Source organism: Streptomyces sp. NPDC089424, from assembly GCF_044749345.1.
In the GTDB taxonomy this organism is placed as follows: domain Bacteria; phylum Actinomycetota; class Actinomycetes; order Streptomycetales; family Streptomycetaceae; genus Streptomyces.
Genome location: NZ_JBIVHU010000002.1, coordinates 1,559,901 through 1,586,136 on the forward strand (window position 1 = coordinate 1,559,901; position 26,236 = coordinate 1,586,136).

Genomic DNA, 26,236 nt, shown 5'->3' on the forward strand with positions numbered 1-26,236 from the left:
GAAGTACGAACTCTTCATAGGGAAGGACCGCCACCTCGGCACATGTGTGACATCGAGGCGGCGCCGGCGGCCGGGTCCCCGAAGTCCCACGACAAAAACAGTGGGAGACCGCGCGACCTCGCACCCGACGTACCGGCCCGCGACGAACGGGCGATGTCCGGAATTCGACCTGAGCGAGGCCTGAGGGAGGCCTTCGACTACTCCTACCCCGAGATCGCCCACATTCTGAGCCTCACTCCCGTCAGCGTCCGCAAGATCGTGAGCCGGGCCCGCCGGCATCTCACCGACGACCAGAGGGACAGCCCGTCGCCCCCCTATCCGCGGTTCTGGCCGACGGTCGAGGTCGAACGGGCCTGTAAAGACACCGTGGTGCGCCGCGTCAGGGACGAGGGCGGTTCCAGGAACGCAGTTTGTCCGGGTTGAGCACGACCCCGATCTGGGCGACGCGGTCCCCGACCACGACAAAGGTGATCACTGCGGCAACCTGGTCGCCGTAGCGGACGACCAGACCGGTGCGTCCGTTGACCGGGCGCGTGTGCAAGGTGGTGCGGGGCTGCCGGGCGAGCAGGGTCAGCAGGCTCAAGGCGACGTGTTCATCGCCGGTGACGGGCCGGGTGAGAGCGCGGACCTTGCCGCCGCCGTCGAAGAACGCGGTGACGTCATGGGCCAGCAGAGACCTCAGACGGTCGGCGTCCGCTTCGACGCACGCCTGCCGCACGGCCTGCACGATCTCGCGCTGGCGGCGCGGGAACGCGGGCCGTCCGCGCCGGACGCCCGAGCTGTGCCGGGCACGGTCGGCCGGATCGGTGTGGCCCCGCTCGGCGTCTCCCGCTGCCCTGTGCGCGGACCCGAAGAGACTGTTGAGCACGAACGTCGCCTTCTCAGCCGGTGTCATCCTGTCCACCGCCTGCCGCAGCACCGCGTCGACCTCGTTCGCCAGGCCGACGTCGTGCGGCTCCCGAGCGTGCGCGCAATCGTGGGCGTCACCGTCGTCGCCCGCCGGGGCCAGCCGGGTCAGCGAGATGCTGCCGACGACCTGGGTCAGCCAGGCCCGCGGCACCGCGATCCGCGCCCGCTGGTGATCGGAGAGCCCGTACCACTCCCGGTACGCCTCGTCGGTGACGCGCTCCGCCGAGATGCGACTGCCCAGCATCCAGTGAGCGACTTCCACGAGATGCCGCCGCTCGTCGAGCAATGCCGAAAGCGGCATGGTGTCGACGACGGGTTCCATACGCGCCTTCTCCCTCCCCATGGCCCACCACCGTCGCCACGGCGACGGCGTACGGAACGTTTATAGCGGTGTCCGGCCGCACGGTCTGCCCCCGCGGTCCCGCATACCCCCGGTGGGCTCCTCACACTCGCCCCCTGAAGGGAGCCGCCGTGCGGGGCCACCGTCATAATGCACGCGTGGCCATACCTTCCCCCCACCCCAACTCCCCCGCACCGCACCGTACTCCGGTCGTCGTCGTGGGGGCCGGCCCGGCCGGCCTGACCCTCGCCAACATCCTGCGGGCCGCTTCCGTCGACTGTGTCGTGCTGGAGGTGGAGAGCAGGGAGTTCATCGAACAGCGGCCACGGGCCGGGGTTCTGGAGGAGTGGGCCGTGCGGGGCCTCGAACGACGGGGCCTGGCGGGGAACCTGCTGGCGCGGGCGCAGCGGCACACCCAGTGCGAGTTCCGCTTCGACGGCGGGCGCCACCGGTTGTCGTACGCCGAGCTGACGGGGCAGCACCACTGGATCTATCCGCAGCCGTTGCTGGTGACGGACCTGGTCCGGGAGTACGCCGACGTCCGCGGCGGTGACATCCGCTTCGGCGTGCGCGACGTCCGGCTGCACGACCTGGACACCGACCGGGCGGCGGTGTCGTACCTGTGCCCGCGGACCGGTGAACGCCAGGTGATCCACTGCGACTTCGTGGCGGGCTGCGACGGCGCGCGCGGCGTGACCCGCGGCGCCCTGCCCCCGGACCGGTCCCGCCTCTCGCGCCTCGACTACGGCATCGGCTGGCTGGCGCTGCTGGCCGAGGCGCCGCCGTCCTGCGACTGCGTGGTCTTCGGCATCCATCCCCGCGGCTTCGCCGGGCACATGGCCCGCAGCCCCGAGGTCACCCGGTACTACCTTCAGTGTCCGCCCGGCGACGACCCGGAGAACTGGTCCCACGAGCGGGTCTGGGCCGAGCTCCAGGAGCGGATGGGCGCGCGGGACGCCCCGCCGCTGACCGAGGGCCGGCTGATCGAGAAGCGGGTGCTCGACATGCACAACTACGTGGTCGAGCCGATGGCGTACGGGCGGCTGTTCCTGGCCGGCGACGCGGCGCATCTGACCGCGCCGATCGCCGCGAAGGGCATGAACCTCGCGTTGCACGACGCGTTCCTGCTGGGCGACGCCCTCGTCGCCCGGCTGACGAAGGGCGACGCGAGCGGTCTGCACGGCTATTCGGCCGCCTGCCTGGCCCGGGTCTGGGACTACCAGGAGTTCTCCGAGTGGCTGTCCGACGTGTACCACGGCACCGCCTCGGGCGATCCGTACCGGGCCGGTACGACGCTCGCCCGTCTGCGCCGCCTGGTCGGCTCACCGGTCGCCGCCTCCGCGTTCGCGGAGCAGTACCTCGGCGTGGACCCCGGGATCTGAACCCGGCCTCCGGCACGTCGGCCGGTCCTCACCCGTGCTCCGGACGTCCGGTGAGCCGGTGGTCGGCGAGGTTCAGCGCCTCGTCGACGACCCTGCGCAGATGCCCGTCGCGCAGGGAGTAGATCACCCGGCGGCCCTCCTTGCGCGTGGTGACCAGCCCGGCGAGCCGCAGTCGCGCCAGATGCTGGCTGACCGCGGGCCGGGCCGCGCCGCAGGCCTCGGTGAGCGTCGAGACGTCCGCCTCCCCCGTGCTCAGCGCGTGCAGCAGCGCGAGGCGCGTGCGGTCGCCGAGCAGGGCCAGCAGTTCGGCGGCGAGCGCGAACTGTTCCTCGCCGGGGGTGCGCGGATGCGCATCGTGCGCAGATGACAGGTGCATGCGTGCGCTCATACGCACATGATGACGGCCGCGTGCGGGTACGTCCACCACCGAGGCCACCTCGCGCCCGGCAGGGCCGCGGACCGGAAGGGGACCCCCGTGAGCGACCGGCACCACCACGCGCACGAGCACCGCACACCCACCGGCCCGTGGCACCGGCTGGGACACCTCCTCACCCCGCACTCCCACGACAGCGCCGAGAAGGTCGACTCCGCCCTGGAGTCCTCGGCACGCGGGATGCGCGCGCTCTGGGTCTCGCTCGCGGTGCTCGGCGCGACCGCGCTCGCGCAGGCCGTCGTGGTCGTGGCGTCCGGGTCGGTCGCACTGCTCGGCGACACGGTGCACAACGCCGCGGACGCGCTGACGGCGGTACCGCTCGGGATCGCCTTCGTGCTGGGCCGGCGCGCGGCGACCCGGCGGTTCACCTACGGCTACGGGCGCGCCGAGGACCTGGCGGGCATCGTGATCGTGCTGACGATCGCCGCGTCGGCCGCGTTCGCCGGGTGGGCGGCGATCGACCGGCTGCTCGACCCGCGGCCGGTGCAGCACATCCCGGCGGTCGCGGTGGCGGCCCTGGTCGGTTTCGCGGGCAACGAAGCGGTGGCGCGCTACCGGATCCGCGTCGGCCGCTCGATCGGCTCGGCCGCGCTGGTCGCCGACGGACTGCACGCGCGGACGGACGGATTCACCTCGCTGGCCGTGCTGCTGAGCGCGGGCGGCGCGGCCCTCGGCGTGCGACTGGCCGACCCGATCGTGGGCCTGGCCATCACCGCGGCGATCGCATTGGTGCTGCGGGACGCGGCCCGCGAGGTGTTCCGGCGGGTGCTGGACGCCGTCGACCCGGCGCTGGTGGACCGGGCCGAAGAGGCGCTGCGGACGGTGCCCGGCGTGCAGGGGGTGGGCGAGTTGCGACTGCGCTGGATCGGGCACCGGCTGCGGGCCGAGGTGGCCGTGGTGGTGGACGGAGAGGTGACGGTACGGCGGGCCCACGCGATCGTCGTCGAGGCGGAACACGCCCTACTGCACGCCGTACCGCGCCTCACCGCCGCCCTGGTGCACGCCGATCCGGCGCACAGGCACGGCGAGGCGGACCCTCATCTGCCGCTCGCCCATCACGCCACGGCGTGACCCCCAGGTCTCAGGCGGCGCCCAGCCCCTCCAGGACGACCGCGCCCGGCAGTTCCGCGAAGGCCTTGCCGGGCACCAGCAGCTTGCCGCGCCGTCGCCCGCTGCCGACCAGGACGTACGGCAGGTCGATGACGGCCGAGTCGACCAGCAGCGGCCAGCCGGCGGGCAGCCCGACCGGGGTGATGCCCCCGTACTCCATGCCGGTCTCGCCGGTCGCCGTGTCCATCGGCGCGAACGAGGCCTTGCGGGCGCCGAGCTGACGGCGGACGACGCCGTTGACGTCGACGCGGGTGGTGGAGAGCACGACGCAGGCGGCCAGCGTGGTCTCGCCACCGCGCTTGCCCGCGACGACCACGCAGTTCGCGGACTGCTCGAGCAGTTCGCGGCCGTAGTGCTCCACGAAGACCTCGGTGTCGGCCCATTGCGGGTCGGTCTCGACGTAGACGATCTGCTCGGCGGGGACGCTGCCGCGCCAGTGCCGTACGGCGTCGGCGACCGGGCCGATCAGCTCGTCGAGGCAGTCGGGGGCGGGCGTCGCCTGGTCGAAGCGTCCGATGGGTGCGCGCATGGCGGCACGCTAACAGCCGCCGCGCGAGACGTGAGGGGGCGTCTCAGTGCACGGGCGGCACCGACACGGCCAGCACCATCTCCATCGGTTCGCCCCCTGTGTTGCCGTACGTGTGCGGCACCCCCGCGTCGAAGGAGGCACTGGCGCCCGCCGGGACGAAGTGGTCGACGCCGTCGACGGTGAGGGTCAGCTCGCCCGCGGTGACGTGGACGAGTTCGACCGTGCCGGCGGGGTGCGGGTCGGAGGAACTGCTCTCGCCGGGCATCAGCCGCCAGTCCCACAGCTCCAGCGGGCCGGGGGCCTCGGTCCCGGCGAGCAGCCGGTTGTAGCTGCCCGCGTCGGTGTGCCACATGCGGACGGCCTGGTCGGCGGGGACGATCCGGACCTTGGGGCCCTGTTCGTAGTCGAGCAGGGTGGTGATGCTGATGCCCAGCGCGTCACCGATCTTGACGACCGTGCCGAGGCTGGGGTTGGTGCGCGCCTGCTCGATCTGGATCAGCATGCCGCGGCTGACTCCGGCGCGGGCGGCGAGGGTGTCCAGGGTGAAGCCCCGCTCGGCACGCCAGCGCTTGACGCTCCGGGCCAGCGACTGGGTCAGCAGGTCGAGGTCCGACACGTTCCGTCCATCAGGTGAGCCACCTAGCCTAGTCATGACAGTCAAATATTGTGAATGACAGAGTTCAACTCATTGAACTATGGTGTGGTGCACCACATCGTTCACTGCACTGTACTGCGAGGCAACTCCATGACGGCACTCTTCGCCCTGGCCACCAGCCTCCTGTGGGGTCTGGCCGACTTCGGCGGCGGGCTGCTGACCCGGCGTACGCCCGCGCTGACCGTGGTGGTCGTCTCGCAGTCCGTCGCGGTGGCCGTCCTCGGCGCGATCGTCGTCGCGACCGGCGCCTGGAGCGAGGCCGGACCGCAGCTCTGGTTCGCCGTGGCCGCCGGACTGGTGGGCCCGGTGGCGATGCTCTCCTTCTACAAGGCCCTCGCCCTCGGCCCGATGGGCGTCGTCTCCCCGCTGGGCTCGCTCGGCGTCGCGGTCCCCGTGGGCGTGGGCCTGGTGCTGGGCGAGCGTCCGGGCCTGTTGCAGGTCGCGGGCATCGCGGTCGCCGTGGTCGGCGTCGTCCTCGCGGGCGGTCCGCAGTTCGGTGGAGCGCCGGTGCAGCGGCAGGCCGTGCTGCTCACCCTGCTCGCGGCCTTCGGCTTCGGCGCGGTGATGGCCCTGATCGCGGAGGCGTCGACGACGCTCACCGGGCTGTTCCTCGCCCTGTTCGTCCAGCGGGTGACCAACGTGGCCGCGGGCGGCACCGCCCTGTACGTCTCGGTGCGGCGCGGTGCTCCCGCCCTCCCCGCCGACGGTTTCCCGTGGGGTTCGCTCCCGGCGCTGGCCTTCGTCGGCCTCGCGGACGTGGCGGCCAACGGCACGTACTCCATCGCCGCCCAGCACGGACCGGTCACCGTGGCCGCCGTCCTCGCCTCGCTCTACCCGGTGGTGACGGCGCTGGCCGCACGCGGCTTCCTCAGCGAACGGCTGCGCGCCGTCCAGGCGGCGGGCGCCGGACTGGCCCTCGCCGGCACCCTGCTGCTGGCCACGGGATGATCCGGCCTGCGACTGAAGCGGGCCCGGGGCCGCGCACGCCTCCCCGGCGCGTCAGGCCTCCGGCTCCAGTTCGGCCAGTCGCTGCACCGTCTCTTCGTCGAGGGCGGCGAGCGCGCGCAACTCGTCGGGGGTGACGTCGGACGGTATCGGCACCGGCGCCGGTGTGCGCAGCGGCGGCTGCCAGCCGTCGACCGGCGTCCACCGCCGTACGACCCGGGCGGGCGCCCCCGCCACCACCGCGTGGTCGGGCACGTCCCCGCGCACCACCGCACCGGCCGCCACCACCACGTTCCGCCCGATGCGGGCGCCCGGCAGGATCACCGCACCGGTGCCGATCCAGCAGCCCGGACCGATCTCCACCGGCTGCATCCGCGGCCACTGCTTGCCGATGGGCTGGTGCGGGTCGTCGTAGGAGTGGTTGGTGGACGTGACGTAGACGTACGGGCCGAAGTAGCAGTCGCTGCCGATGGTGACCGTCGTGTCGGCGATCACGTGACTGCCCCGGCCGAGGACCACCCCGTCACCGATGCGCAGGATCGGCTCCGGGCCGAGGTCGAGGTCCGGCATCAGACCGGCCGTCAGCGTGACCTGCTCGCCGACGATGCAGTGGGAGCCCAGGTGGATCCAGGGTTCCCCGAAGACCGTGCCGAGCGGGAAGGCGAGCCTGGTACCGGTTCCTATCGCGCCGAAGCGGAACCGACCGGGGTGCTCGGCGGTGACGGACGCCGTGCGCTGCGCCCACGCCCAGCCCGCGTGGACGGCCCGCTGCGCTTGGCGGCGGCGCCAGGATGAGAACGTGTTCTTGCGCTTCGGCACCCGCTCACGTTACTCAGCGCCGGGTCCGGTCATGAGGGCACGACCCTGTGATCTTCACCCCACGGCGTGGCGTACGGTTCCCTCGTACCCGACGACGAGGGAGCTGGGAATGACGCACCAGGCACTGATCACCGGCATCGGCGGCAAGGAGCCGAGGGTCGATCAGGAGGCGTTCGTCGCGCCGACGGCCGCCGTGATCGGGGACGTGACACTGGGCGCCGGCACGAGTGTCTGGTACGGGGCCGTGCTGCGCGGGGACGTCGAGCGGATCTCCGTGGGCGCGAACAGCAACGTGCAGGACAACTGCACGCTCCACGCCGATCCCGGGTTCCCGGTGAGCGTCGGCGAGCGGGTGTCCATCGGGCACAACGCCGTGGTCCACGGGGCGACCGTCGAGGACGACTGCCTGATCGGGATGGGGGCGACCGTGCTCAACGGCGCGGTGATCGGGGCGGGATCGCTGGTCGCCGCCCAGGCCCTGGTGCCGCAGGGGATGGTGGTGCCGCCGGGGTCACTGGTGGCGGGGGTGCCGGCGAAGGTGCGACGGGAGCTGAGTGCCGAGGAGCGGGAGGGCGTGACGCTCAACGGGACGATGTACGCGGAGCTCGGCAAGGCGCACCGGGATGTGCACCACCCCTGAGGTGGTCTACTCCCCGGCGCCGACAGGCTCCGGCTCGGCGGCCGGCCGCGACTCCGTCACCTTCCTGGCCTTGCGCTTCATGATCAGCATCGAGGTCAGACCGATCAGGACGGCGAGGACCAGGCCCACCCAGGAGAAGCGCTTCAGCCACGCCTCGGCGACGACACCCACGTAGTAGATGACCGCCGTGGTGCCGCCGGCCCAGAGGATGCCGCCGAAGACGTTGGCGATCAGGAACTTCCAGTACGGCATCCGCAGCACGCCCGCGAGCGGGCCCGCGAAGATGCGGAGCAGGGCGACGAACCGGCCGAAGAAGACGGCCCACATGCCCCACTTCTCGAAGGAGCGCTCGGCCGTGGCGATGTGCGCCTCGCTGAAGTGCCTCGGGAACTTCCCGCCGAGCCAGGCGAGCAGCGGCCGGCCGCCCTTGCGTCCGATCGCGTAGCCGATCGAGTCACCGATGATCGCGCCGGCGCTGGCACACGCGCCGAGGACGAACGGGTCGATGTCGCCGTGCTGGGAGGCGAGCAGCGCCGAGGAGACGAGGATGATCTCGCCCGGCAGCGGGATGCCCAGGCTCTCCAGGCCGATGACCACTCCCACCAGCGCGTAGATGGCGACCGCCGGTACGGTCTCTAGCCACTCCTGGACGTGCACGGCCGGTTCCTCCTGAAGTCGCGCCCTGGGCACGGACGGCGTGCGCCCGGCCCCGGGCACACGCCGCGCAGCCTACCGGGTGCCGCCGCCCCACCCGTCCCGGCATCACGGCCCCCCACCCACCGACCTGACCGACCCGGCTCCCGCCCCGACCGCGCCAGGTCCGGCCTCACCCGGCAAGGCCCCGTGCCGACCGGGCAAGGCCCCCTGCCCACCCGGCGAGCTCTCGCTCCGACCGGGCAAGACCCCCGGCGGGCTCTCGCTCCGACCGGGCGAGGTGCCGGACCCACCCGGCGGGGTCTCGTACACACCCCGCAGGCTCCCCGGCCACACTCCCGGCGGGGCGCTCGTCACGATCGAGGTCGTAGCCCTGGGGTGTCCCCGCCCGGGCGGTCGCCGCGCGGCCGGCCGTTCCGGCGGTCACCGCGGGCATCCTGGTGGTCGTCCCGAGGTGTGCCGTCCCGGTGGTCACCGCGAGGGATCCCGTCGTGACGGGAACCCTCCTCGCCCGAGCGCCCGCCGCCGCCCGTACTCCGGTCGACGTCGAGGTCGCCGTCGCGGTGGGGATCGCCTCGCCGCTGGTCCGGCCGACCCTTACGACCGTCCCACCCCCGGCCGTCGGCGCTCCTGGGCACGTCGGACCCTCGCCTCCGCTCCCCCAGGACCTCCACACGCCACCGCTGCTCCGTCGAGCCGTCCCGCGGGACGACGGCCAACTCGCCGCCCGCGCCCGGGGCGACGAGCCGGCCGTTCCCCCGGCGCAGGAGCAGTTCACCGCGCACGGTGAGGTCGTAGCGCACCTGCCCGGAGGGCGCGTCGCAGTCGGACAGCGTGACCGCCGCCACGACGTCGGCGTCAGCGTCGGCGTCGGCGTCGGCGTCGAGGCAGCGCGAGGGGGCGGCGACGCCGCGCAGTCGCCCGTCCTCCAGGTACGACCACTGCTGCGAGCCGGCGGTCGAGCAGGGCCGTAGCAGGGCCGCGCCCTCACGGCCGTCGAGGCAGCGGCCGTCGGCGAGGCTGCGCAGGCGTCCCCGGGCCACCTCGACCGGGCGTTCCCGCGACGCGGCCGACGGCTCCCGGGACGCCGAGCCGGGAGGCACGGTGCGGACACTCGGGGCTCCCCACGTGGCGCCGGGTTCCGGGGCACCGTGGCCGTCGGACCGTCCCCGCGCCGCAAGCACCGTCGCGAGCAGCGCGAGGGAGGTCAGACAGACACCGACGACGGCCACGGCGCGGGCATGGCGTCGGGCCACAGTGACCAGGCCGGTCCGCGGCGGCCGGTGGCGGCCGCCGGCTCCGGAGCGGGCGGCGACGGGCGGACGGGCGAGGGCGGGAGCGCGAGGAGGGGGCGGCGGAGCCGGGGCGCGGCCGGGACGGGAGTCGAGGTAGCGCCGGGCGCCCCGGCCGAGCACGGTCTCGGCGAGCAGCACGCCCAGTGCCCCGTCGAAATGGCCGAGTTGGTCGGCGGCGTGCCGGCAGTACCCGCACCGCGTCAGATGGCGCTGGACATCGGGAAGCAGGGCGCCGCCGCGCCGCATGGGAACGTCCAGAAGGCGGTTGTAGAAACGGCATTCCCTGGTCGGCGCGAGTTCCCGGTGGGCGCGTACGCAACCGGCGCGGAATTCCTCGTGCGCCCGGGCCAGTCCGGAGGATGCGCCAAGGGCGTCGATGCCCAGCAGACCGGCCGGTACCGTTATCGCGTCCGCTTCCACCTCGGTGTGCCAGAGCAGGCATTGGGAAGCCGAGGGAAGGGCATGGAAAGCGCGCTCGGCGAGGCGCCGCCTTTCGGGCGTCACGGTCTCCCCCGCACGCGGTCCGCGCCCTCCGCCGGATGTGCCGAGTTCCGGCAGCAGGGCCCGGACGTCGTCCTCGGCGGCCCATTCGCGGACCGTGTCCCGTACGCCCGTCAGGAGTTGCGGACGCAGCGCGCCGGCGGCCGTCCGGCGCCCGAGAACCTGCTGAAACGCCGCGGTGGCCGCCATCGACGCCGTGGCCGTGGACGCGGCTAGGCAGATGACGGCGTAGGCGTGGACCGCCCGCCAGTGCCGGGCCAGCAGCAGCGCGGCGGCCCTGGCGTCCGGTTCGGGACCGGCACAGCGGGCGAGGAGTTCGCGGTCGGACTCCGCCGGGCGCGGTCCTGGCCACGGCGGATAAGGCGGGGGTGGGGGGTAAGGGGGCTGCACTGAACCATTTCCTTCCGAGCCGAGGACGGCGCACGGAATGCGCTTCCATCGGAAAGCAGGTGCTGATTGGTGCGTACTTACGTGGCTGACCTGTGCTTTTCCTGTCCGCGGGTGGCACACCCTCGCACATGCGCCGGACAGGAAACAAGGAGTTCGAGAGCCACGGATTCAATGGACCTGAAATTGCCGGGTGTTACCTGAGGTATCCGCACCCGCATTCGATACCGGGGACACCGCGATCCTCAACTTGTGTACGTAGACGGCGCATTGGCGCACACAATCTTCAACTCGTCACGCAGGAACTGTCGCCGAACAACAAAAAGGCCCCGGCGGATCGCCGGGGCCCCTCTCAGGTGCGGAAGGTCTCAGCCGTTGGGCCGGAGGGTCCACACCACCGTCATCTCCGTGGTCACCGCCCCGTCCTCACGCCTGATGGCGACCGTCACGGGGAACTCGGGACGCTTGCCCTCGTCGAGTTCGGCCACGACCTCGGAGGCCGGGCGCCCGAGGGTCGCCGTGGCCGTGACGGGGCCCAGGGCGATCTTCTTGAACGCGATCTCGGCATGCACGGGCAGCGGCACGGCCCGCGAGAGCTGGTCGCCGAACGCGGCCAGGACGATCGCGCCGCTGGCCGACTCACCCAGGGTGAACATGGCACCCGCGTGCGGCCCGCCGACGTGGTTGCGGTACTCGCTCTGGTCCGGCAGGGCCAGCACGGCCTTCTCCGGAGTGGTCTCCAGGTACTCGAGGTTCAGCGTCCGAACCATCGGCACCGTGGCGGCGAGCAGTTCGCCGATCGACATCTGGTCTGCGCTCATGGCCGCATGTTACCCATGAGTAGCCCGGCCTGGCCAGATCCGCGCGACGATCGTCACGGCGGTGTGACGCGGCGGCGGAAGGACGGCCGCGGCGACCGCGGGGAATCCTGAATTGCTACGTCCCTGACAAAGCCCGGTGACCGAATCGTGTCCCTGGCCCTACTAGGGTTACCGCTCATGTGGCCAGGAGAGCAGCCGCCCGGGGGCGAGCAGAACCCGCAAGGACAGAACAACCCGTACCAGCAGCCGGGGTACCAGCAGCCGAATCCGTATCAGCAGGCGGGCTACCAGCAGCCCAACCCCTATGCGCAGCAGCCGCAGTGGGGCACGCCCGCGCCGATGGGGCCGCCGCAGCCGCAGCCCGGCGGCAGCGGCGGCGGCAACCGGACGAAGCTGGTGGCGATCATCGCGGCCTCCGCCGTGGTCCTCACCGCCGCTGTCACGGGCTTCCTGGTTCTCGGCGGCGACAAGGACGACAAGGCCGACGGCGGCGACAAGCCGAAGACGAGCCGGTCGCCCTCGACGTCCACGGAGCCCAGCGACTCCGCGTCCGGTTCGGACGACAACCCGCGGGGCGGCGAGGCCGAGAAGCCGACGATCGACGGCTGGAAGGTCGTCATCAACCCCAAGCGCGGCGTGGCCTTCGACGTGCCGGCGGACTGGGAGGTCGAGTCGCCGGGCGTGACCATCGGCTTCGAGGACGACAAGTCGGACAGCGGTGAACCGCTGATCGTGATGTCGGCGCCGGCGTACTACAAGTCGAAGTGGTGCACGACCGACGAGAACAAGGACGGCCGCACCGAGGACACGCACCTGGCCGCGGTGGGCACCAAGGGTGCCGACGGCGCCAAGGACACCGACGAGGTCGCCATCAACACGGTCCCCTGGTGGGTCTACGGCGGCTACACCCAGCCGGACAAGAAGAGCATGAAGTTCGAGGAGAAGGCCGAGCCCTACACCACCAAGTCGGGCATCGAGGGCAGCATCGCCTGGGCCGAGTCGACGAACACGCCCCAGAAGGGCAAGTGCGCCAGCGACGGCAAGGCGGCCACGTTCGGCTTCAAGAACTCCGTCGGTGACTTCGTGTCGTGGAACTTCTACGGTGCCAAGGGCGTCACGGGCGAGGTGCCCAAGGCGACCATCATGCAGATCCTGAGCACGGTGCGGCTGCACGGCGAGCCCACCGGAGGCTGACGCAGAACCGGTTTGGCAAGTCAGGGGTCGGGCGGTGATAGTCGGCCGGTGAACACCGTCACCGGAGCCTCCCGCCCCCGCAGACCCGCATGGGCGGGACGCAACTACAGCCTGCTGACGGCCTCCGCGGTCGTCACCCACCTCGGCAGCAACGGCGCCCTCGTCGCGGCCGCGTTCGCCGTGCTGGAGGCGGGCGGCGACGGCGGTGACGTGGGCCTCGTGGCCGCCGCCCGCACCCTGCCGCTGGTGCTCTTCCTGCTGATCGGGGGCGCGGTCGCGGACCGCCTGCCCCGGCACCGCGTGATGGTCGCCGCCAACGCCCTCAACTGTGTCTCGCAGGGCCTGTTCGCCGTACTGGTCCTCGCCGGCGAGGCGCAGCTGTGGCACATGATGCTGCTGAGCGCGCTCGGCGGCACCGGACAGGCGTTTTTCAGCCCCGCCGCCGAGGGCATGCTGATGTCCTCCGTGCAGGGCGATCAGGTCAGCCGGGCGTTCGCGGTGTTCCGGATGGCGATGCAGGGCGCGGCGCTGGGCGGTGCGGCCGTCGGTGGCGCGATGGTCGCCGCGATCGGACCGGGCTGGGTGCTCGCCGCGGACGCGGCCGCGTTCGCCGTCGCCGGGGCGCTGCGCGCCTTCCTCGACGTCAGTCACATCCCGCCGCGCGAGCCCGGCGGCGGACTGATCGCGGATCTGCGGGAGGGCTGGCGGGAGGTCGCCGGGCGGCCCTGGCTGTGGGGCGTCGTCGTCCAGTTCTCGATCGCCAACGCGGTGGTGGCGGCCGCCGAGGCGGTCTACGGCCCGCTGGTCGCCCAGGACCATCTGGGCGGAGCCGCGCCCTGGGGTCTGGCGCTGGGCTTCTTCGCCGCGGGCACGGTGATCGGCGCGCTGCTGATGACCCGCTGGAAACCCCGCCGGCTGCTGCTCGCCGGTACCCTCGGCGTCTTCCCGCTGGCACTGCCGTCCGCGGCGCTGGCGGTGCCGGCGCCGGTCTGGGGCCTGTGCTCCGTGATGTTCGTGACCGGGGTGACCCTGGAGATCTTCGGCGTCTCCTGGATGACGGCCCTGCACCAGGAGATCGCGGAGGACAAGCTGTCGCGCGTCGCGGCCTACGACTGGTTCGGCTCGGTCGCTATGGTTCCGCTGGCGACGGCCATGGCGGGCCCGGCCGAGGTGGCGTTCGGCCGGACGGCGGCCCTGTGGGGCTGTGCGACGCTCGTGGTGGTGGTCACGGCGGCGGTGCTGTGCGTCCCGGACGTGCGGAACCTGCGCCGCCGTACCCATGCGGTGGCCAAGGGCGCGCCGGCCTCAGCCGATGCCGAACGCCCCGTCGGGGGGCTCGGGTGAGGGGACGGCGTCCGCGTCCCCGACCGGGCGGGCGTCCCCGATGAAGCTCCGGAGCGCGGGCCCGTGTTCGACGCGTGCCGGGAAGACGTCGGCGGCGGTGCGGCGCGCCAGGGCCGCCGTGTCGAGCGGACGGTGCGAGGCGAGCAGCACCGCGTTGCCGAACCTCCGGCCGCGCAGCACGGACGGTTCGGCGATCAGCGCGAGTTCGGGGAACGCGGTCGCGAACGTGGCCAGCTGGGAGCGGAGGAAGGCGAACGGGGCGGCGTCGGCCAGGTTGGCCGTGTAGACCCCGTCCGGGCGCAACACCCGCTCCACCGCACGGGCGTAGCCGACGGAGGTGAACCCGGCCGGCACCCGTGAGCCGCCGAAGACGTCGCCGACGACCACGTCCGCCGAGTCCGCCGGGGCACCCGCGAGCCAGTCCCGGCCGTCCGCGACGTGCACCGCGATACGGGCGCCCTCGGCGGTCGGCAGATACGCGCCGACCAGCTCCACCAGTCCCTGGTCGGCCTCCACGACCTCCTGCCGCGAGCCGGGCCGCGTCGCCGCCACGTACCGCGGCAGGGTGAGCGCGCCCCCGCCGAGATGCACGACGTCCAGTGGGGCCCCGGCCGCCGCGAGGCCGTCCAGCACGTGTCCGAGCCGTCGCACGTACTCGAACTCCAGATGCGTCGGCTCGTCCAGGTCGACGTAGGACTGCGGAGCCCCGTCGACGGTCAGCAGCCAGGCCCGCTCCCGGTCGACGTCCGGCATCAGCTTTGCGGTGCCGTGATCGACGACTCGGCTGACGGGTATCGGCTCGCTCACGGCTCCATTGTGCCGGTGCGGGTGACCGGGCCGGTGCGGGGCCGCCTCCTCGGAGACGGCCCCGCGCCGCTTCGCCCGCCTCAGTCCACGGCCGTCACCGTGCCGGCGCCGACCGTCCGCCCGCCCTCGCGGATCGCGAAGCCGAGGCCCGGCTCCAAGGGCACCTCCCGCCCCAGCTCCACGCGCACGGTCACCGTCTCGCCCGGCCGCGCGACCGCGACCTCACCGAGGTCGATGTCGCCGACAACGTCCGCGGTGCGGATGTAGAACTGCGGCCGGTACCCCGTGGACAGCGGCGTGGTGCGCCCGCCCTCTCGCGCCGACAGCACGTACACCTGCGCGGTGAACCGGCGTCGCGGCACCACGCTGTCCGGCGCGGCGACCACGTGTCCGCGCCGCACGGCGTCGCGGGGCACCCCACGCAGCAGCAACGCCACGTTGTCCCCGGCCTGGGCCTCGTCCATCGGCTTGCCGAAGGTCTCCAGCCCGGTGACCACGGACGACACGCCCGCCCCGAGCACCTCCACCCGGTCACCGACCCGGACCGTGCCGCGCTCCACGGCCCCGGTGACGACCGTGCCGCGGCCGGTGATGGTCAGCACGTTCTCCACCGGCAGCAGGAACGGCGCGTCCAGGTACCGCTCCGGCATCGGGACATACGTGTCCACCGCGTCCAGCAGCGCCTCGACGGACGCGGTCCACCGGGGGTCGCCCTCCAGCGCCCGCAGCCCGGACACCCGCACGACCGGCACGGAGTCGCCCCCGTACCCGTGCCGGGTGAGCAGGTCGCGCACCTCCAGCTCGACGAGGTCGATGAGCTCCTCGTCGCCGGAGTCCGCCTTGTTGAGGGCGACGACGATGTGGTCCACGCCCACCTGCCGGGCGAGCAGCACGTGCTCGGCGGTCTGGGGCATGATCCCGTCGAGCGCGGAGACGACGAGGATCGCGCCGTCGAGCTGCGCCGCGCCGGTGACCATGTTCTTGACGTAGTCGGCGTGGCCGGGCATGTCCACGTGCGCGTAGTGCCGGGTGTCGGTCTCGTACTCGACGTGCGCGATGTTGATGGTGATCCCGCGGGCCGCCTCCTCCGGGGCGCGGTCGATGCGGTCGAAGGGCACGAACGTGCCGGTGCCCCGCTCGGCGAGGACCTTGGTGATGGCGGCCGTCAGGGTGGTCTTGCCGTGGTCGACGTGACCCATGGTGCCGATGTTCAGGTGCGGTTTGGTGCGCACGTAAGCCGTCTTGGGCATGGCGATACCTCGAAGCGTCTCGATGGTGGCTGGGACCCCGGTGACCGGCCGACCCTCCCCCTGCGGGGTCCGCCGGACGTTCCGGGGAGGGTCAGCTTCGGGCGCCGTCGACAGCGGCCTGGAGGATCAGGACGGCAGCCTTCGGGGCATCCGCGACCGCGGATGCTGCGAGGTGGAAGGCGTGCCGGAACATGACGTCGATACTCGCCGACGCCGGGGGGCGCGTCGAATGATTTACCGGGCCGCCGGGTTCAGGGCCCGACGTTCTTCAGCGCCTCCCGCACCGACAGCGGCGCGAAGCGCCCCCGCTCCCGCGCGAGGAAGTCGCGCACGGCCCCGGGGTCGGTCTTGGCGTACTCCCGCAGGCACCAGCCGATCGCCTTGCGGATGAAGAAGTCGGGATGGCCGGACTGGCGCAGGCAGTAGGAGAAGAGGCGTTCGGTGTCGGTGCGTTCCTTGTAGCGCAGTTGGTGGAGCAGGGCCGTCCGGGCGACCCACAGGTCGTCGTCCGCGATCCAGGCGTCCATGTCGGCCTTGAGTCCGGGGTCGGCGGCGACCAGCGGACCCACCACGTGGGCGGCGAGCAGGTCGACGGTGTCCCACCACGGGACGGTGGTGACGAGCCGCCGGGCCACCGGCAGGAACCCGGACGAGCAGCGGCCCACGTGCCGGCGCAGGTAGTCGACGGCGAAGTAGTGGAACTCGCGCTCGGGCAACTCCCAGCACCGCAGCGCCACGGCCGCGCAGTCTGCCTCGTCCGGACGGGGCATGCCCTCGACGACGGTGCGGGACAGCGTGCGGCGCACCGGCGTGGCGAGGCCGAGGAAGGGCGCGACATCCTTCATGTACGCCCGCATGGGCGCCGCGCGCGCCGGGTCCGCCGCGCCGGTGTAGGCGGCGGTGAGCCGGGGCAGCAGCGTGTCGGCGAGAGGGCTGTGCGGTACACCCGCCGTTCGCGCACCTGTGACGCTCATGAGACGAACCATACGGCGATCACACATATCCGTCGGTTAGGGTCGCCCAATGCTCGATGCCCACACCCGCTCTGGGGGCACCGCACCGGCCTCTCCCCGGGCCACTGCCACCGAACTCGCGGTGACCGCCGCCGAACTCGCCGCCGCCGTGCCCGTCTCCGGCGGCGCGGCGGCCGTCCGTCCCGGCTTCGCCGTGCGCTGCGCGAGACTTCTGCTGTCGCCCTGGGCCCGCTTCTCCGTGCTCGTCGCCCTGCTGGTCGGGGCCGGGGCGGCGGTGCTGCTCTTCGAGCCGCAGCGGCTGCTCGCGCACGGCTGGCCGCCCGAGCTCGGCGGCGCCCTCGCGGCGCTCGTCTTCGCGTTCGCCTACGGCCTGATCACGGTGGCCTTCGTGCCGCGACCGCTCCTCAACCTGGCGGCGGGGGCGCTGTTCGGCTCCGAGCTGGGCGTCGCCGCGGCGGTCGCCGGCTCGGTGATCGGCGCCGGGATGGCCTTCGGCCTTGGCCGCTTCCTCGGCCAGGACGCGCTGCGGCCGCTGCTGCGCGGCAAGTTCCTGAAGACCGTCGACCGGCAGTTCAGCCGGCACGGCTTCCGCTCGATGCTGGCGGTGCGCCTGTTCCCGGGCGTGCCGTTCTGGGCCGCGAACTACTGCGCCGCCGTGTCGAAGATGGGCTGGCTGCCCTTCCTGCTCGCGACGGCGCTCGGCTCGCTGCCGAACACCGCCGCCTACGTCGTCGCCGGCGCCCGGGCCTCGACGCCGACGTCCCCGGTGTTCCTGATCGCGATGGCCGCGATCGCCGTTCCGGGCATCGCGGGCGCGGTGGTGGCGTGGCGCAAACGCCACCACCTGCGCGGCTGACGCGCGCTCAGGAGGCCCCCGGGGCCTCCAGGATCATCGCGTTGGCCAGCCCGCCCGCCTCGCACATGGTCTGCAGGGCGTAGCGGGCCCCGCGCTCGCGCATGGCGTGCACGAGCGTGGTGGTCAGCCGGGTGCCACTCGCGCCCAGCGGATGGCCGAGGGCGATGGCGCCGCCGTGCACATTGACCTTGGCCAGGTCGGCGCCGGTCTCCTGCTGCCAGGCGAGTACGACACTGGAGAAGGCCTCGTTGACCTCGAACAGGTCGATGTCCTCCGGCGTCAGGTTGGCCCTGCGCAGCACCTTCTCGGTCGCCGGGACGACACCCGTCAGCATCAGCAGCGGGTCGGAGCCGGTGACGGCGAAGCTGTGCAGCCGGGCGAGGGGGCGCAGGCCGAGGCGCGCGGCCGTCTCGCTCGACATGATGAGCACCGCGGAGGCGCCGTCGTTGATGGGGCTGGCGTTGCCCGCGGTGACGTTCCACTCGATCTGCGGGAAGCGCTCGGCGAGGGCGGGGTCGTGGTAGGCGGGCCGGAGGCCGGCCAGGATCTCGCTGGTGCTGCCCGGCCGTACGCACTCGTCGCGCGTCACGCCGTCGATCGGCGTGACCTCGGCGTCGAAGAGGCCGCCGTCCCAGGCCGCGGCGGCCTTGTGGTGCGAGGAGACGGCGAAGGCGTCCATCCGCTCGCGGGTGAGGGACCACTTGGCGGCGATCAGCTCGGCGCTGATGCCCTGCGGGAGCAGGCCTTCCGGGTACCGCTCGGCGACGCCGGGACCGAAGGGGTCCTTGCCGGGCGGGACGTTCGACCACATCGGCACGCGGCTCATGGACTCGACTCCGCAGGCGACCACGATGTCGTACGCGCCCGCCAGCACGCCCTGCGCCGCGAAGTGCACGGCCTGCTGGGAGGAGCCGCACTGCCGGTCGACGGTGGTCGCGGGGACGGTCTCGGGGAAGCCCGCCGACAGCACGGCGTACCGGGTGGTGTTCATGGCCTGCTCGCCGACCTGGTCGACGGTGCCGCCGATGACGTCGTCGATCAGGGACGGGTCGACGCCGGAGCGCTCGACGAGCGCGCGCAGGGTGTGGGCCAGGAGTTCGACGGGGTGGATGTGCGCGAGCGAGCCGTTCGGCCTGCCCTTGCCCATGGGGGTGCGTACGGCTTCGACGATGACTGCGTCACGCATGGTGCGGGCCTCCTTGGCCGCCGGAGCGGGCACCGGGTCGATTACCGGTGAGTAGGAATTTCGAACTCACCATAGCCCCGTGGGTTGGGAAATCAAACCCTCGCCTAGACTGGTCGTCATGGCCGCCACCAAGGACCCGCGCCCCTGCTCGATCGCCGACACCCTGGCGCTCGTCGGCGAGAAGTACTCGCTGCTCGTGCTGCGGGAGGCGCTCCTGGGCAACGGCCGCTTCGATCAGCTCGTGCGCAACATCGGCGCCCCGCGCGACATCCTGGCGACCCGGCTGCGCCGCCTGGTCGACGCCGGGATCCTCACCAAGCAGGCGTACAGCGAGCGCCCGCAGCGCTTCGAGTACCGGCCCACCCAGGCGGGCCTCGAACTCCAGCCCGTCCTGCTCACCCTCATGGACTGGGGCGACCGCCATCTGCGCAGGGACGACCGCCCGATGATCCTCGAACACAGCTGCGGCCACGAACTGGCTCCGCACGTCACCTGCGGATCCTGCGGCGAGCCGGTCCGGTCCGGAGACCTGACCCCTCACCCCCGGTCCCCGGGCTGGACCGTCACCGGACCCGAGGCCGCCTAGCTGCGGCCTGGCCGCGGCCCGGCTGCGGCCTCGTTGCGGCCTGTCTGCGGCCGGGACAAGCCTGGTGCGGGCTACTCGCCGGGGTAGACGTCGAGCCGTCCGCACATGCCGAACCTCCAGCGCGCCACGGGCTGTTCGGACCTGACGACGGCCGCCGCGAGGTGGGACACGTCACCCCGCTCCAGCCGGTCGAGCTGCTCCCCCGTCGCCGTGGCGGCCGACCGGGCGCCCCGCCGCCAGCGCTCGCGCCACTCCGCGAGCCGGGGCCGCACCAGCGCGCCCGCCGCCCGGTGGAACTCGGCCAGCGTCTGCGGGCCGGACGCCCGCAGCGCCCGGTAGCCCTCCAGCGCGAGATCGCGCCTCGCGCGCGCCACGCGCTCCTGCTCGGCGACCGGCGCGTCCACCGGGATCGTGGTGGCGGCGGCGTACGTCCGCGGGTCCGTCAGGTACTCGGGCGGCAGCGTGAGCACCGCGTCCCCCGCCTCCGGCAGCCCGCTGTTCTGCATCAGCACCGTGATGCGCAGGTCGTCGTCGTTGACCAGCCGGTGGATCGTGCCCGGCGAGAACCAGGCGACGGTGCCTGCCGCGAGCGGTGTGACCTCGTACCCGGACGTCGTGAGCGTCTGCACCGCCCCCCGGCCGCCGGTGACGACGTACGCCTCCGAACAGGTCAGATGCAGATGGGGAGTTCCGCCGCACGCCCCGTCCGCCGCCGGCCAGTCGTACACGGACAGGTGCGACACGGCGACACCGCCCGGCAGGCCGGTGAACAGGCCGGGCAGTCCTTCGGTGGTCACCACGGGTGCGCCTCCAGGTACTTGGTGATCTCGTCCCGTTCCCAGGCGCCGTCGGCGACGACGACCCGGTAGCGGCGGGTGAGGGTGGCGCCCGGCGCGAGCTCCAGTTCGTCGTGGAAGGCCCACGAGGGGGCGACGGCGGCGAACGGCTCGTTGCGGACGAACCAGTGGGCGGGGTGGGTGCCGCCGGCGCCGCTGTGGTCGTTCTCGGGGGCGTGCGCGAACACCAGCGTGGCGTGGCCGTCGACGCCGTCGTGCTCGCCCGAGTACGCCAGCCAGGGCGCCTGTTCGCCCATCAGGCCCGGCCCCTCGCCGTACGGCCCGAGGACGCGCCCGCCCCGGAAGGCGCGCGGTCCCCGCCAGAACAGGCCCGTGTAGCCGGCCATCTCACGCCCCGCCGTGGTCGGGCTGCCGAACAGCAGGGGCTCGTCGCGCCGGTTGGTGACGGCACTGGTCCAGGTGAGCGCCCAGGAACCCGCCGCCGGGTCCACGTCGTGCACCTCGATGCGGCGCCGCTCGTCGGCCCAGAGCTGTCCGCCCCATGGGTGCCAGGTGAGCCGCTGCGCGACCACGGCGCGGGTGCCGTCCGAGGCGACCTCGTCGAAACCGGCGTGCGCCATGGACCCCACACGCTCGGGCAGGGGCCGATAGCCCTGCCCGTGCACGTAGGTGTTGCCGCCCCACAGGTTCTGGCCGGACAGGTGGGAGGCCGTCATCTGCAGGCCCTTGTGCCAGCGGTGGTCGTTCGGCCGGTAGTCCGTGACGACGGCGCCGCCCAGGGTCCGCACGGGATGCAGATACGGCTTCGGGGCCTCCCAGGCCGCTTCCGGCCGGTAGACGTACCGGAACAGCTCGACGCCGGTGGTGGGTTCGAGGACCGTGATCCGGTCCCCGTGCGCGTGGACGACGTGCGGGCCTGTCATGCGGGCACCTCCTGAGGCGCTGCGGCCCCGCCGGCGACGGGCGCCCAGGCGGGCGCACCTCCGTGCAGCGCCGTGTAGTACGGATCGCCGGGCCCGATCTCGCCCCGGCGGACGGTGGTGTCGGTGAACGCCGACTTGTACAGCGCGGTGATCAGTTCCAGGCTCTTGCGCCCGTCCGGTCCGCTGCCGCGGGGCCGTTCGCCCGCCCGCAGGGCGGCGACCAGCTCACGCAGCTGCGCCAGATGCGAACTGGGCACGTCGGCCCCGAAGTCACGCCACCTCTTCGCCTCTTCGGCCGGTACGCCCGGCGCCGGCGTGATCCGCCAGTCGGCGTTGGCGTAGCCGTAGAGGTGGGTGAGTTCGACGGTGGCGCGCTCGCAGTCGACGCGGACGCGGCTCACCTCGTCGGGGCTGAGGACGCTGTTCACGACCGTGGCCAACGCGCCGCTCTCGAAGCGGACGAGGGCGGTCGAGACGTCCTCGGTCTCCACGTCGTGCACCAGCCGGCCGGCCATCGCCCGCACCTCGCTCCACGGGCCGAGCAGATCCAGCAGCAGATCCATCTGGTGGATGCCGTGCCCCATGGCGGGCCCGCCGCCCTCCGTCCCCCAGCGGCCGCGCCACGGCACCGCGTAGTAGGCGGCGTCGCGGTACCAGGTGGTCTGGCAGTGCGCCACCAGCGGCCGCCCCATGGCCTGTTCGGCGAGCAGCCGGCGCACGTGGGCGGCGCCCGAGCCGAACCGGTGCTGGAGGACGACGGCCGCGTACGGCCCGCCCGCGGGGCCCTCCGCGGCCTCGACGGCGTCGAAGTCGGCGAGCGCCGGCACGGGCGGCTTCTCGCACCACACCCAGGCACCGGCGCGCAGCGCGGCGACGGTCTGCTCGCGGTGCAGCATGGGCGGCGTGCAGATCGTCACCAGGTCGGGCCGCCGCTCGCGCAGCATCGGCGCCATGTCGGTGTAGGCGTGCGGGATGCCGCCCTGGGCGCAGAACGCCTCGACGGCGGCGCGGTCGATGTCGACGGCCGCGACGACCTCCGCGCCGCCCTCCTCGGCGAGCCGGGCGAGCGCCGGGAGATGACAGCGGCGGGCGATGGCGCCGGTGCCGACCACGGCGGCTCTCACGGGGCGGCCGGCAAGCGGGACGGGGGGCGTCGGGGGCGGCGTCCCGGCCGCCGGCACCGGGGTCGCGGGTGTGGCCATCTACCTGATCAGCACTCCTCCGGGGTCCTGGGCGTATGGCGAGCGCATGCAGCAAGCGCTTTCCCCGCACTGCAACGTAGGCCGGGCGCGGCGGCCGGTCAACACCCCCCGCGGAGCACCGCCGATCCCCTGGGAAACCCCTGTGTCCACCGTGTCGGCAGGGGGCGCTACGCTGCCCCTCAACACACCCGATCACCGCGCGCGGGGGCTAGGTGTGTCTCCGTCCGTTCCGCGCTCGGCACTTGGACTCCGTAACTTCATGTCTTGGTTCGAATCACTCATCCTCGGGCTCGTCCAGGGGCTGACCGAATTCCTCCCCGTGTCCTCCAGCGCGCATCTGCGCCTGACCGCCGCCTTCTCGGGGTGGGAGGATCCCGGTGCCGCCTTCACGGCGATCACCCAGATCGGCACCGAGGCGGCCGTGCTGATCTACTTCCGCAAGGACATCGGGCGCATCATCTCGGCCTGGACCCGGTCCCTCTACGACAAGGCGTGGCGCGGTGACCACGACGCGCGGATGGGCTGGCTGGTGATCGTCGGCTCGATCCCGATCGGTGTGCTCGGCGTGACGCTCAAGGACCAGATCGTCGGCCCGTTCCGCGATCTGCGCATCACGGCCACCATGCTGATCGTCGTCGGCATCATCATGGGCGTGGCCGACCGGATAGCCGCGCGCGACGAGACCGGCGGGCGTCACCGGGCGGCCAGGGAGCGCAAGACGCTCAAGGAACTGGGCGTGCGGGACGGCCTGATCTTCGGCATCTGCCAGGCCATGGCGCTCGTGCCGGGCGTCTCCCGCTCCGGCGCGACCATCACCGGCGGCCTCTTCATGGGCTTCACCCGCGAGGCGGCGGCCCGCTACTCCTTCCTCCTCGCCATCCCGGCGGTGCTCGCCTCGGGAGGGTACGAGCTCAAGGACGCCCTGGAGGGCGACCATGTGACCTGGGGACCGACGATCTTCGCCACGGTGATCGCCTTCGTCACCGGGTACGCGGTGATCGCCTGGTTCATGAAGTTCATCTCGACCAAGAGCTTCATGCCGTTCGTCTGGTACCGGATCGCGCTCGGCATCGTGATCATCGTCCTGGTGACGTTCGGCGTGCTGAGTCCGCACGCGGCGGAATCGGCAGGCGGCTGAGACCGGCCCCCGGGAACCCTCCCGGGGGCCGCTCTTCTTCCCGCCGTGACCGAACCCATACGGGACGAGTAGCCGCCCGGTAGCGCAGTGTCAGTGCCTACCCCTACGCTTGCTCGCATGTCCCCCGATTCCGTGACCCCTGGTTCAGCGCGCTCCGCTGCCGAGGTGAACGAGCAGATCCGCGCCCTGTGGACGCGCGCGGGCGGCTCGCTGTCGCCGCAGGAGCGCGCGGAGTACGAGCTGCTGGTCGTCGAGTGGGCCGCGGCGATCCGCGGTGCGATCATCGAGGCGGCCTGAGGACACGACAGGGGCGGGACCGACGTACATGAGACATCTCAGCGCCGTACCACCGCGCCGCGGCCTCATCATCTTCCTCAACGGCACGTCCAGTTCGGGCAAGTCGAGCATCGCGGCCGAACTGCTGCGGATCCTCGACGAGCCCTGCTTCCACATGGCGGCCGACAGCTTCCACGCGATGCGCTCCCGCGTCCCCGTGCCGCCGGACGCGCTCGACACCGTCCTGCACCGCACCTGGCAGGGCTACCACCGCGCGGTCGCGGGCATGGCCGCCGCCGGGAACGACGTCGTCATGGACCACATCCTGAGCGCCGACTGGCGGCTCGCCGACTGCCTCTCCCTCTTCGAGCCCCAGGACGTGGTCCTCGTCGGCGTGCGGTGCCCGGTCGACGAGCTGGAGCGGCGCGAGCGGGAGCGCGGCGACCGGCCGCCCGGCCTGGCCGCCGCCCAGCTGAAGCAGGTCCACGCGCACGGCGTCTACGACCTCGAATGCGACACCGGCGCCTCGGACGCCGCCGAATGCGCCCGCCGGATCAAGGACTTCCTGCCGGCCCGCCCCACCCCGACGGCCTTCCAGCGCCTGCGCGAGGCCGGCTGAGGGCTTCCGCGGCGGCATCGGACGTCGCGCCGCCGACGGGGCCGCTCCTCGTGTCGCCGTGCGGCGGCGCGACCACGGTCGGTTAGGCTCGCCCCGCCTCTACAGGTCTCGCTTCACGGAGGGCAGCACGGCGGGGAGCAATCGGGAGCGTCTGTTCCGGACGCTGACGTTCTGGCTGCGGCCCGCCTTCGCGCTGCGGGTCGTCAACCGGTTTCAGAAGATCGTGGGTTTCGACCGCTCCATGGCTCTGGCCTCCAGCGCCCTGACGGCGCTGGTCCCGCTGTCGATCCTCGCGGGCGCCGTCTTCGCGCACTACGACGCCGCGGAGCAGATCATCAGGCGCTACAACCTCACCGGCGCGAGCGCCACGGCCGTCAGCTCGCTGTTCGCTCCGCCCCAAGGCACCAATGCGAGCGTGGGCGTCTTCGGAGCCGTGTTCCTGACGATCTCGGTGCTGAGCTTCGCGCGAGCCACCCAGCGTCTCTTCGAACAGACATGGGAACTCAAGCCCCTCAGCATGCGCAACACCCGCAACGGCCTGTGGTGGATCCTCACGCTCGCGGGCTACGGATTCGCCAACCTGCTGCTCTCCGCGTTCTCCGGCTGGGACGTGCTGGGCCTGGCCGCCCTGGTGTGTCAGGTACCGGTGACCGCCGCGTTCCTCGTCTGGAGCGGCTGGATCCTGTCCGCACGGCGGATCGCCTGGCCCGACCTGCTGCCCTTCGGCGTCACCGGCGCCGCTCTGACCGTGGCGTACTCCATGGCCGTGAAGCTCTACATGCCCCATCTCTTCAACACCTCCGTCGGACGCTACGGGGTGGTCGGCGCCGTCTTCGCGCTGATCTCCGCGCTCTTCGCGGCCATGCTCGTCCTCGTCGTGTCGGCGGCATGGGGACGAGAGGTACGGGACGAACTCGGCCGGATCCGGCACGGCGACCGCCCCTCGGATCACGAGGTCCGCCGGCAGTGGGACGGCGTCGTCGAGCAGACCAAGTCACGGTGGCGCACCGTACGCGAGCACGTCTCCCCTCATCCGTTCAAGGACTCGGACCACTGAGGGGCGCGCTCGGTCCGCGCCGGGCATCGCGAGGAGCGGCGCCGGCCGGTACGACCACCGATTACCACGGCACGCCCTCTTGGCGCGGCCCGTCCCGTGCCCAACACTGAGCCGATGACGCAGCGCGTGGAGCTCGCGACCGTGATGGACAGGCTGGCCGTCGACGGTCTGGTCACCGACTACGCCGTGGCGGTGGACGACGGCGACTGGGAGGCGTACCGGAAGCTGTTCACCCCGGACGGGCGGGCGGACTACCGCTCGGCCGGCGGCATCGAGGGGGACGCCGGACAGGTCGCCACCTGGCTCGCCGAGAGCTTGCGGGTGTTCGCCATGCGCCAGCACCTCGTCGTCAACCGCCGGATCCGTTTCGGCGTCCTGGAGCGGGACACCGGGGACACGGCGCGCGTCCAGGCCGACTACGTCAATCCGATGCGCCTTGCCGCGGACGGCGCGGCGGCCCCCGACTTCGTGTGCGGCGGCCGGTACGCCTTCGAGGTCCGGCGCACGGACGACGGCTGGCGGCTGCACGAGGTCGTCGTGCGGGAGAAGTGGCGGCGTATGCCGCAGGGCTCCGGGGTACCTGTGATCGACTGAGTGGCGCTCGCCG

Annotated in this window: 29 protein-coding genes; 14 read left to right on the forward strand and 15 right to left on the reverse strand. The window is 72.7% G+C overall.

The window, feature by feature from the left end; translation table 11 throughout:
• Positions 1-153: 153 nt before the first annotated feature.
• Positions 154-423, forward strand: a complete 270-nt coding sequence (locus ACIP2X_RS14555) for a sigma factor-like helix-turn-helix DNA-binding protein (RefSeq protein ID WP_401672377.1) — start codon at positions 154-156, stop codon at positions 421-423.
• Here ACIP2X_RS14555 and ACIP2X_RS14560 read toward each other — a convergent pair.
• Positions 380-1,231 (reverse strand): RNA polymerase subunit sigma, encoded by an 852-nt coding sequence (locus tag ACIP2X_RS14560; protein WP_401672032.1) that lies wholly within the window; start codon positions 1,229-1,231, stop codon positions 380-382. The two genes, ACIP2X_RS14555 and ACIP2X_RS14560, sit on opposite strands and share 44 nt — an antisense overlap.
• Before the next feature lie 176 nt (positions 1,232-1,407).
• On the opposite strand from ACIP2X_RS14560, the gene ACIP2X_RS14565 reads away from it, so the two are divergent.
• Positions 1,408-2,631, forward strand: coding sequence for a 4-hydroxybenzoate 3-monooxygenase (locus ACIP2X_RS14565; RefSeq protein ID WP_401672034.1), 1,224 nt, complete (start codon positions 1,408-1,410; stop codon positions 2,629-2,631).
• A 28-nt stretch (positions 2,632-2,659) separates the two neighbouring features.
• Here ACIP2X_RS14565 and ACIP2X_RS14570 read toward each other — a convergent pair whose 3' ends face one another.
• Positions 2,660-3,019 (reverse strand): ArsR/SmtB family transcription factor, encoded by a 360-nt coding sequence (locus ACIP2X_RS14570; protein WP_401672037.1) that lies wholly within the window; start codon positions 3,017-3,019, stop codon positions 2,660-2,662.
• An 87-nt stretch (positions 3,020-3,106) separates the two neighbouring features.
• On the opposite strand from ACIP2X_RS14570, the gene ACIP2X_RS14575 reads away from it, so the two are divergent.
• Positions 3,107-4,135 carry a cation diffusion facilitator family transporter gene (locus tag ACIP2X_RS14575; protein WP_401672040.1) on the forward strand — a complete coding sequence of 343 codons (1,029 nt, stop codon included), beginning with the start codon at positions 3,107-3,109 and terminating at the stop codon, positions 4,133-4,135.
• Positions 4,136-4,145: 10 nt separating this feature from the next.
• On the opposite strand, the gene ACIP2X_RS14580 is transcribed toward ACIP2X_RS14575, so the two are convergent.
• Positions 4,146-4,703 (reverse strand): YbaK/EbsC family protein, encoded by a 558-nt coding sequence (locus ACIP2X_RS14580; RefSeq protein ID WP_401672042.1) that lies wholly within the window; start codon positions 4,701-4,703, stop codon positions 4,146-4,148.
• Positions 4,704-4,746: 43 nt separating this feature from the next.
• On the reverse strand, positions 4,747-5,319 hold the full coding sequence (locus ACIP2X_RS14585) for an XRE family transcriptional regulator (protein WP_401672045.1): 573 nt from the start codon (positions 5,317-5,319) through the stop codon (positions 4,747-4,749).
• 129 nt (positions 5,320-5,448) lie between these two features.
• On the opposite strand from ACIP2X_RS14585, the gene ACIP2X_RS14590 reads away from it, so the two are divergent.
• On the forward strand, positions 5,449-6,306 hold the full coding sequence (locus ACIP2X_RS14590; RefSeq protein ID WP_401672047.1) for an EamA family transporter: 858 nt from the start codon (positions 5,449-5,451) through the stop codon (positions 6,304-6,306).
• A 51-nt stretch (positions 6,307-6,357) separates the two neighbouring features.
• On the opposite strand, the gene ACIP2X_RS14595 is transcribed toward ACIP2X_RS14590, so the two are convergent.
• Complete coding sequence (locus tag ACIP2X_RS14595; protein WP_401672049.1) at positions 6,358-7,122, reverse strand: acyltransferase; 765 nt, start codon at positions 7,120-7,122, stop codon at positions 6,358-6,360.
• Positions 7,123-7,231: 109 nt separating this feature from the next.
• On the opposite strand from ACIP2X_RS14595, the gene ACIP2X_RS14600 reads away from it, so the two are divergent.
• The gene (locus ACIP2X_RS14600; RefSeq protein ID WP_401672051.1) at positions 7,232-7,762 is read left to right on the forward strand and encodes a gamma carbonic anhydrase family protein; all 531 of its coding nucleotides are present in this window, start codon (positions 7,232-7,234) and stop codon (positions 7,760-7,762) included.
• A 6-nt stretch (positions 7,763-7,768) separates the two neighbouring features.
• Here the strand turns inward: ACIP2X_RS14600 and ACIP2X_RS14605 are convergent, their stop codons facing one another.
• The 3 genes from ACIP2X_RS14605 to ACIP2X_RS14615 all read right to left on the reverse strand — a co-directional run bounded on the left by ACIP2X_RS14605 (position 7,769) and on the right by ACIP2X_RS14615 (position 11,405).
• Entirely contained in the window at positions 7,769-8,419 is a 651-nt protein-coding gene (locus ACIP2X_RS14605) for a DedA family protein (protein WP_401672054.1), read from the reverse strand.
• A 350-nt stretch (positions 8,420-8,769) separates the two neighbouring features.
• Positions 8,770-10,602 (reverse strand): ricin-type beta-trefoil lectin domain protein, encoded by a 1,833-nt coding sequence (locus ACIP2X_RS14610; RefSeq protein WP_401672056.1) that lies wholly within the window; start codon positions 10,600-10,602, stop codon positions 8,770-8,772.
• A gap of 365 nt (positions 10,603-10,967) precedes the next feature.
• Positions 10,968-11,405, reverse strand: coding sequence for a DUF4442 domain-containing protein (locus ACIP2X_RS14615; protein WP_401672379.1), 438 nt, complete (start codon positions 11,403-11,405; stop codon positions 10,968-10,970).
• A gap of 192 nt (positions 11,406-11,597) precedes the next feature.
• Here ACIP2X_RS14615 and ACIP2X_RS14620 point away from each other — a divergent pair, with 192 nt between their 5' ends.
• On the forward strand, positions 11,598-12,614 hold the full coding sequence (locus ACIP2X_RS14620; RefSeq protein ID WP_401672059.1) for a hypothetical protein: 1,017 nt from the start codon (positions 11,598-11,600) through the stop codon (positions 12,612-12,614).
• Positions 12,615-12,662: 48 nt separating this feature from the next.
• Entirely contained in the window at positions 12,663-13,958 is a 1,296-nt protein-coding gene (locus ACIP2X_RS14625) for an MFS transporter (protein WP_401672061.1), read from the forward strand.
• On the opposite strand, the gene ACIP2X_RS14630 is transcribed toward ACIP2X_RS14625, so the two are convergent.
• The 3 genes from ACIP2X_RS14630 to ACIP2X_RS14640 form a co-directional block, all read right to left on the reverse strand.
• Entirely contained in the window at positions 13,920-14,765 is an 846-nt protein-coding gene (locus ACIP2X_RS14630; RefSeq protein WP_401672064.1) for a spermidine synthase, read from the reverse strand. The two genes, ACIP2X_RS14625 and ACIP2X_RS14630, sit on opposite strands and share 39 nt — an antisense overlap.
• Positions 14,766-14,845: 80 nt before the next feature.
• Entirely contained in the window at positions 14,846-16,015 is a 1,170-nt protein-coding gene (gene tuf / locus ACIP2X_RS14635) for an elongation factor Tu (protein WP_401672065.1), read from the reverse strand.
• Positions 16,016-16,266: 251 nt separating this feature from the next.
• On the reverse strand, positions 16,267-16,989 hold the full coding sequence (locus ACIP2X_RS14640; protein ID WP_401672067.1) for a DNA alkylation repair protein: 723 nt from the start codon (positions 16,987-16,989) through the stop codon (positions 16,267-16,269).
• Positions 16,990-17,038: 49 nt separating this feature from the next.
• Between ACIP2X_RS14640 and ACIP2X_RS14645 the strand changes: the two genes are divergently transcribed.
• Positions 17,039-17,845 (forward strand): TVP38/TMEM64 family protein, encoded by an 807-nt coding sequence (locus ACIP2X_RS14645; protein WP_401672070.1) that lies wholly within the window; start codon positions 17,039-17,041, stop codon positions 17,843-17,845.
• A gap of 7 nt (positions 17,846-17,852) precedes the next feature.
• Here ACIP2X_RS14645 and ACIP2X_RS14650 read toward each other — a convergent pair whose 3' ends face one another.
• Positions 17,853-19,031, reverse strand: coding sequence for a thiolase family protein (locus ACIP2X_RS14650; RefSeq protein WP_401672072.1), 1,179 nt, complete (start codon positions 19,029-19,031; stop codon positions 17,853-17,855).
• 118 nt (positions 19,032-19,149) lie between these two features.
• On the opposite strand from ACIP2X_RS14650, the gene ACIP2X_RS14655 reads away from it, so the two are divergent.
• On the forward strand, positions 19,150-19,617 hold the full coding sequence (locus tag ACIP2X_RS14655) for a winged helix-turn-helix transcriptional regulator (RefSeq protein WP_401672074.1): 468 nt from the start codon (positions 19,150-19,152) through the stop codon (positions 19,615-19,617).
• Between the two features lie 71 nt (positions 19,618-19,688).
• Here the strand turns inward: ACIP2X_RS14655 and ACIP2X_RS14660 are convergent, their stop codons facing one another.
• The 3 genes from ACIP2X_RS14660 to ACIP2X_RS14670 are packed head-to-tail and all read right to left on the reverse strand — an operon-like array spanning position 19,689 to position 22,539.
• Positions 19,689-20,417: a cupin domain-containing protein gene (locus tag ACIP2X_RS14660; protein WP_401672076.1), complete on the reverse strand. Its 729-nt coding sequence runs from the start codon at positions 20,415-20,417 to the stop codon at positions 19,689-19,691.
• Positions 20,411-21,337, reverse strand: coding sequence for a PmoA family protein (locus ACIP2X_RS14665; RefSeq protein ID WP_401672079.1), 927 nt, complete (start codon positions 21,335-21,337; stop codon positions 20,411-20,413). Before ACIP2X_RS14665 ends, ACIP2X_RS14660 begins: the two co-directional genes overlap by 7 nt.
• Positions 21,334-22,539 carry a Gfo/Idh/MocA family protein gene (locus ACIP2X_RS14670; RefSeq protein WP_401672081.1) on the reverse strand — a complete coding sequence of 402 codons (1,206 nt, stop codon included), beginning with the start codon at positions 22,537-22,539 and terminating at the stop codon, positions 21,334-21,336. The genes ACIP2X_RS14665 and ACIP2X_RS14670 overlap by 4 nt, the downstream gene beginning before the upstream one ends.
• A 259-nt stretch (positions 22,540-22,798) precedes the next feature.
• Between ACIP2X_RS14670 and ACIP2X_RS14675 the strand changes: the two genes are divergently transcribed.
• The 5 genes from ACIP2X_RS14675 (at position 22,799) to ACIP2X_RS14695 (ending at position 26,223) form a co-directional block, all read left to right on the forward strand.
• The gene (locus ACIP2X_RS14675; RefSeq protein ID WP_401672083.1) at positions 22,799-23,677 is read left to right on the forward strand and encodes an undecaprenyl-diphosphate phosphatase; all 879 of its coding nucleotides are present in this window, start codon (positions 22,799-22,801) and stop codon (positions 23,675-23,677) included.
• Positions 23,678-23,794: 117 nt separating this feature from the next.
• Complete coding sequence (locus tag ACIP2X_RS14680) at positions 23,795-23,974, forward strand: hypothetical protein (RefSeq protein ID WP_401672086.1); 180 nt, start codon at positions 23,795-23,797, stop codon at positions 23,972-23,974.
• Positions 23,975-24,002: 28 nt separating this feature from the next.
• Complete coding sequence (locus ACIP2X_RS14685) at positions 24,003-24,572, forward strand: chloramphenicol phosphotransferase CPT family protein (RefSeq protein WP_401672088.1); 570 nt, start codon at positions 24,003-24,005, stop codon at positions 24,570-24,572.
• 241 nt (positions 24,573-24,813) lie between these two features.
• Positions 24,814-25,629, forward strand: coding sequence for a hypothetical protein (locus ACIP2X_RS14690; protein ID WP_401672091.1), 816 nt, complete (start codon positions 24,814-24,816; stop codon positions 25,627-25,629).
• 114 nt (positions 25,630-25,743) lie between these two features.
• Complete coding sequence (locus ACIP2X_RS14695; RefSeq protein ID WP_401672093.1) at positions 25,744-26,223, forward strand: nuclear transport factor 2 family protein; 480 nt, start codon at positions 25,744-25,746, stop codon at positions 26,221-26,223.
• The last annotated feature ends 13 nt before the right edge of the window (positions 26,224-26,236 follow it).

Bases quoted from the DNA above. Each gene is read 5' to 3' on its own strand.
- ACIP2X_RS14555 (WP_401672377.1), top strand. From the start codon at position 154: ATGTCCGGAATTCGACCTGAGCGAGGCCTGAGGGAGGCCTTCGACTAC.
- ACIP2X_RS14560 (WP_401672032.1), bottom strand. From the start codon at position 1,231: ATGGAACCCGTCGTCGACACCATGCCGCTTTCGGCATTGCTCGACGAG.
- ACIP2X_RS14570 (WP_401672037.1), bottom strand. From the start codon at position 3,019: ATGAGCGCACGCATGCACCTGTCATCTGCGCACGATGCGCATCCGCGC.
- ACIP2X_RS14580 (WP_401672042.1), bottom strand. From the start codon at position 4,703: ATGCGCGCACCCATCGGACGCTTCGACCAGGCGACGCCCGCCCCCGAC.
- ACIP2X_RS14590 (WP_401672047.1), top strand. From the start codon at position 5,449: ATGACGGCACTCTTCGCCCTGGCCACCAGCCTCCTGTGGGGTCTGGCC.
- ACIP2X_RS14600 (WP_401672051.1), top strand. From the start codon at position 7,232: ATGACGCACCAGGCACTGATCACCGGCATCGGCGGCAAGGAGCCGAGG.
- ACIP2X_RS14615 (WP_401672379.1), bottom strand. From the start codon at position 11,405: ATGTCGATCGGCGAACTGCTCGCCGCCACGGTGCCGATGGTTCGGACG.
- ACIP2X_RS14620 (WP_401672059.1), top strand. From the start codon at position 11,598: ATGTGGCCAGGAGAGCAGCCGCCCGGGGGCGAGCAGAACCCGCAAGGA.
- tuf (WP_401672065.1), bottom strand. From the start codon at position 16,015: ATGCCCAAGACGGCTTACGTGCGCACCAAACCGCACCTGAACATCGGC.
- ACIP2X_RS14640 (WP_401672067.1), bottom strand. From the start codon at position 16,989: ATGAGCGTCACAGGTGCGCGAACGGCGGGTGTACCGCACAGCCCTCTC.
- ACIP2X_RS14645 (WP_401672070.1), top strand. From the start codon at position 17,039: ATGCTCGATGCCCACACCCGCTCTGGGGGCACCGCACCGGCCTCTCCC.
- ACIP2X_RS14650 (WP_401672072.1), bottom strand. From the start codon at position 19,031: ATGCGTGACGCAGTCATCGTCGAAGCCGTACGCACCCCCATGGGCAAG.
- ACIP2X_RS14655 (WP_401672074.1), top strand. From the start codon at position 19,150: ATGGCCGCCACCAAGGACCCGCGCCCCTGCTCGATCGCCGACACCCTG.
- ACIP2X_RS14665 (WP_401672079.1), bottom strand. From the start codon at position 21,337: ATGACAGGCCCGCACGTCGTCCACGCGCACGGGGACCGGATCACGGTC.
- ACIP2X_RS14670 (WP_401672081.1), bottom strand. From the start codon at position 22,539: ATGGCCACACCCGCGACCCCGGTGCCGGCGGCCGGGACGCCGCCCCCG.
- ACIP2X_RS14675 (WP_401672083.1), top strand. From the start codon at position 22,799: ATGTCTTGGTTCGAATCACTCATCCTCGGGCTCGTCCAGGGGCTGACC.
- ACIP2X_RS14680 (WP_401672086.1), top strand. From the start codon at position 23,795: ATGTCCCCCGATTCCGTGACCCCTGGTTCAGCGCGCTCCGCTGCCGAG.
- ACIP2X_RS14685 (WP_401672088.1), top strand. From the start codon at position 24,003: ATGAGACATCTCAGCGCCGTACCACCGCGCCGCGGCCTCATCATCTTC.
- ACIP2X_RS14690 (WP_401672091.1), top strand. From the start codon at position 24,814: ATGGCTCTGGCCTCCAGCGCCCTGACGGCGCTGGTCCCGCTGTCGATC.
- ACIP2X_RS14695 (WP_401672093.1), top strand. From the start codon at position 25,744: ATGACGCAGCGCGTGGAGCTCGCGACCGTGATGGACAGGCTGGCCGTC.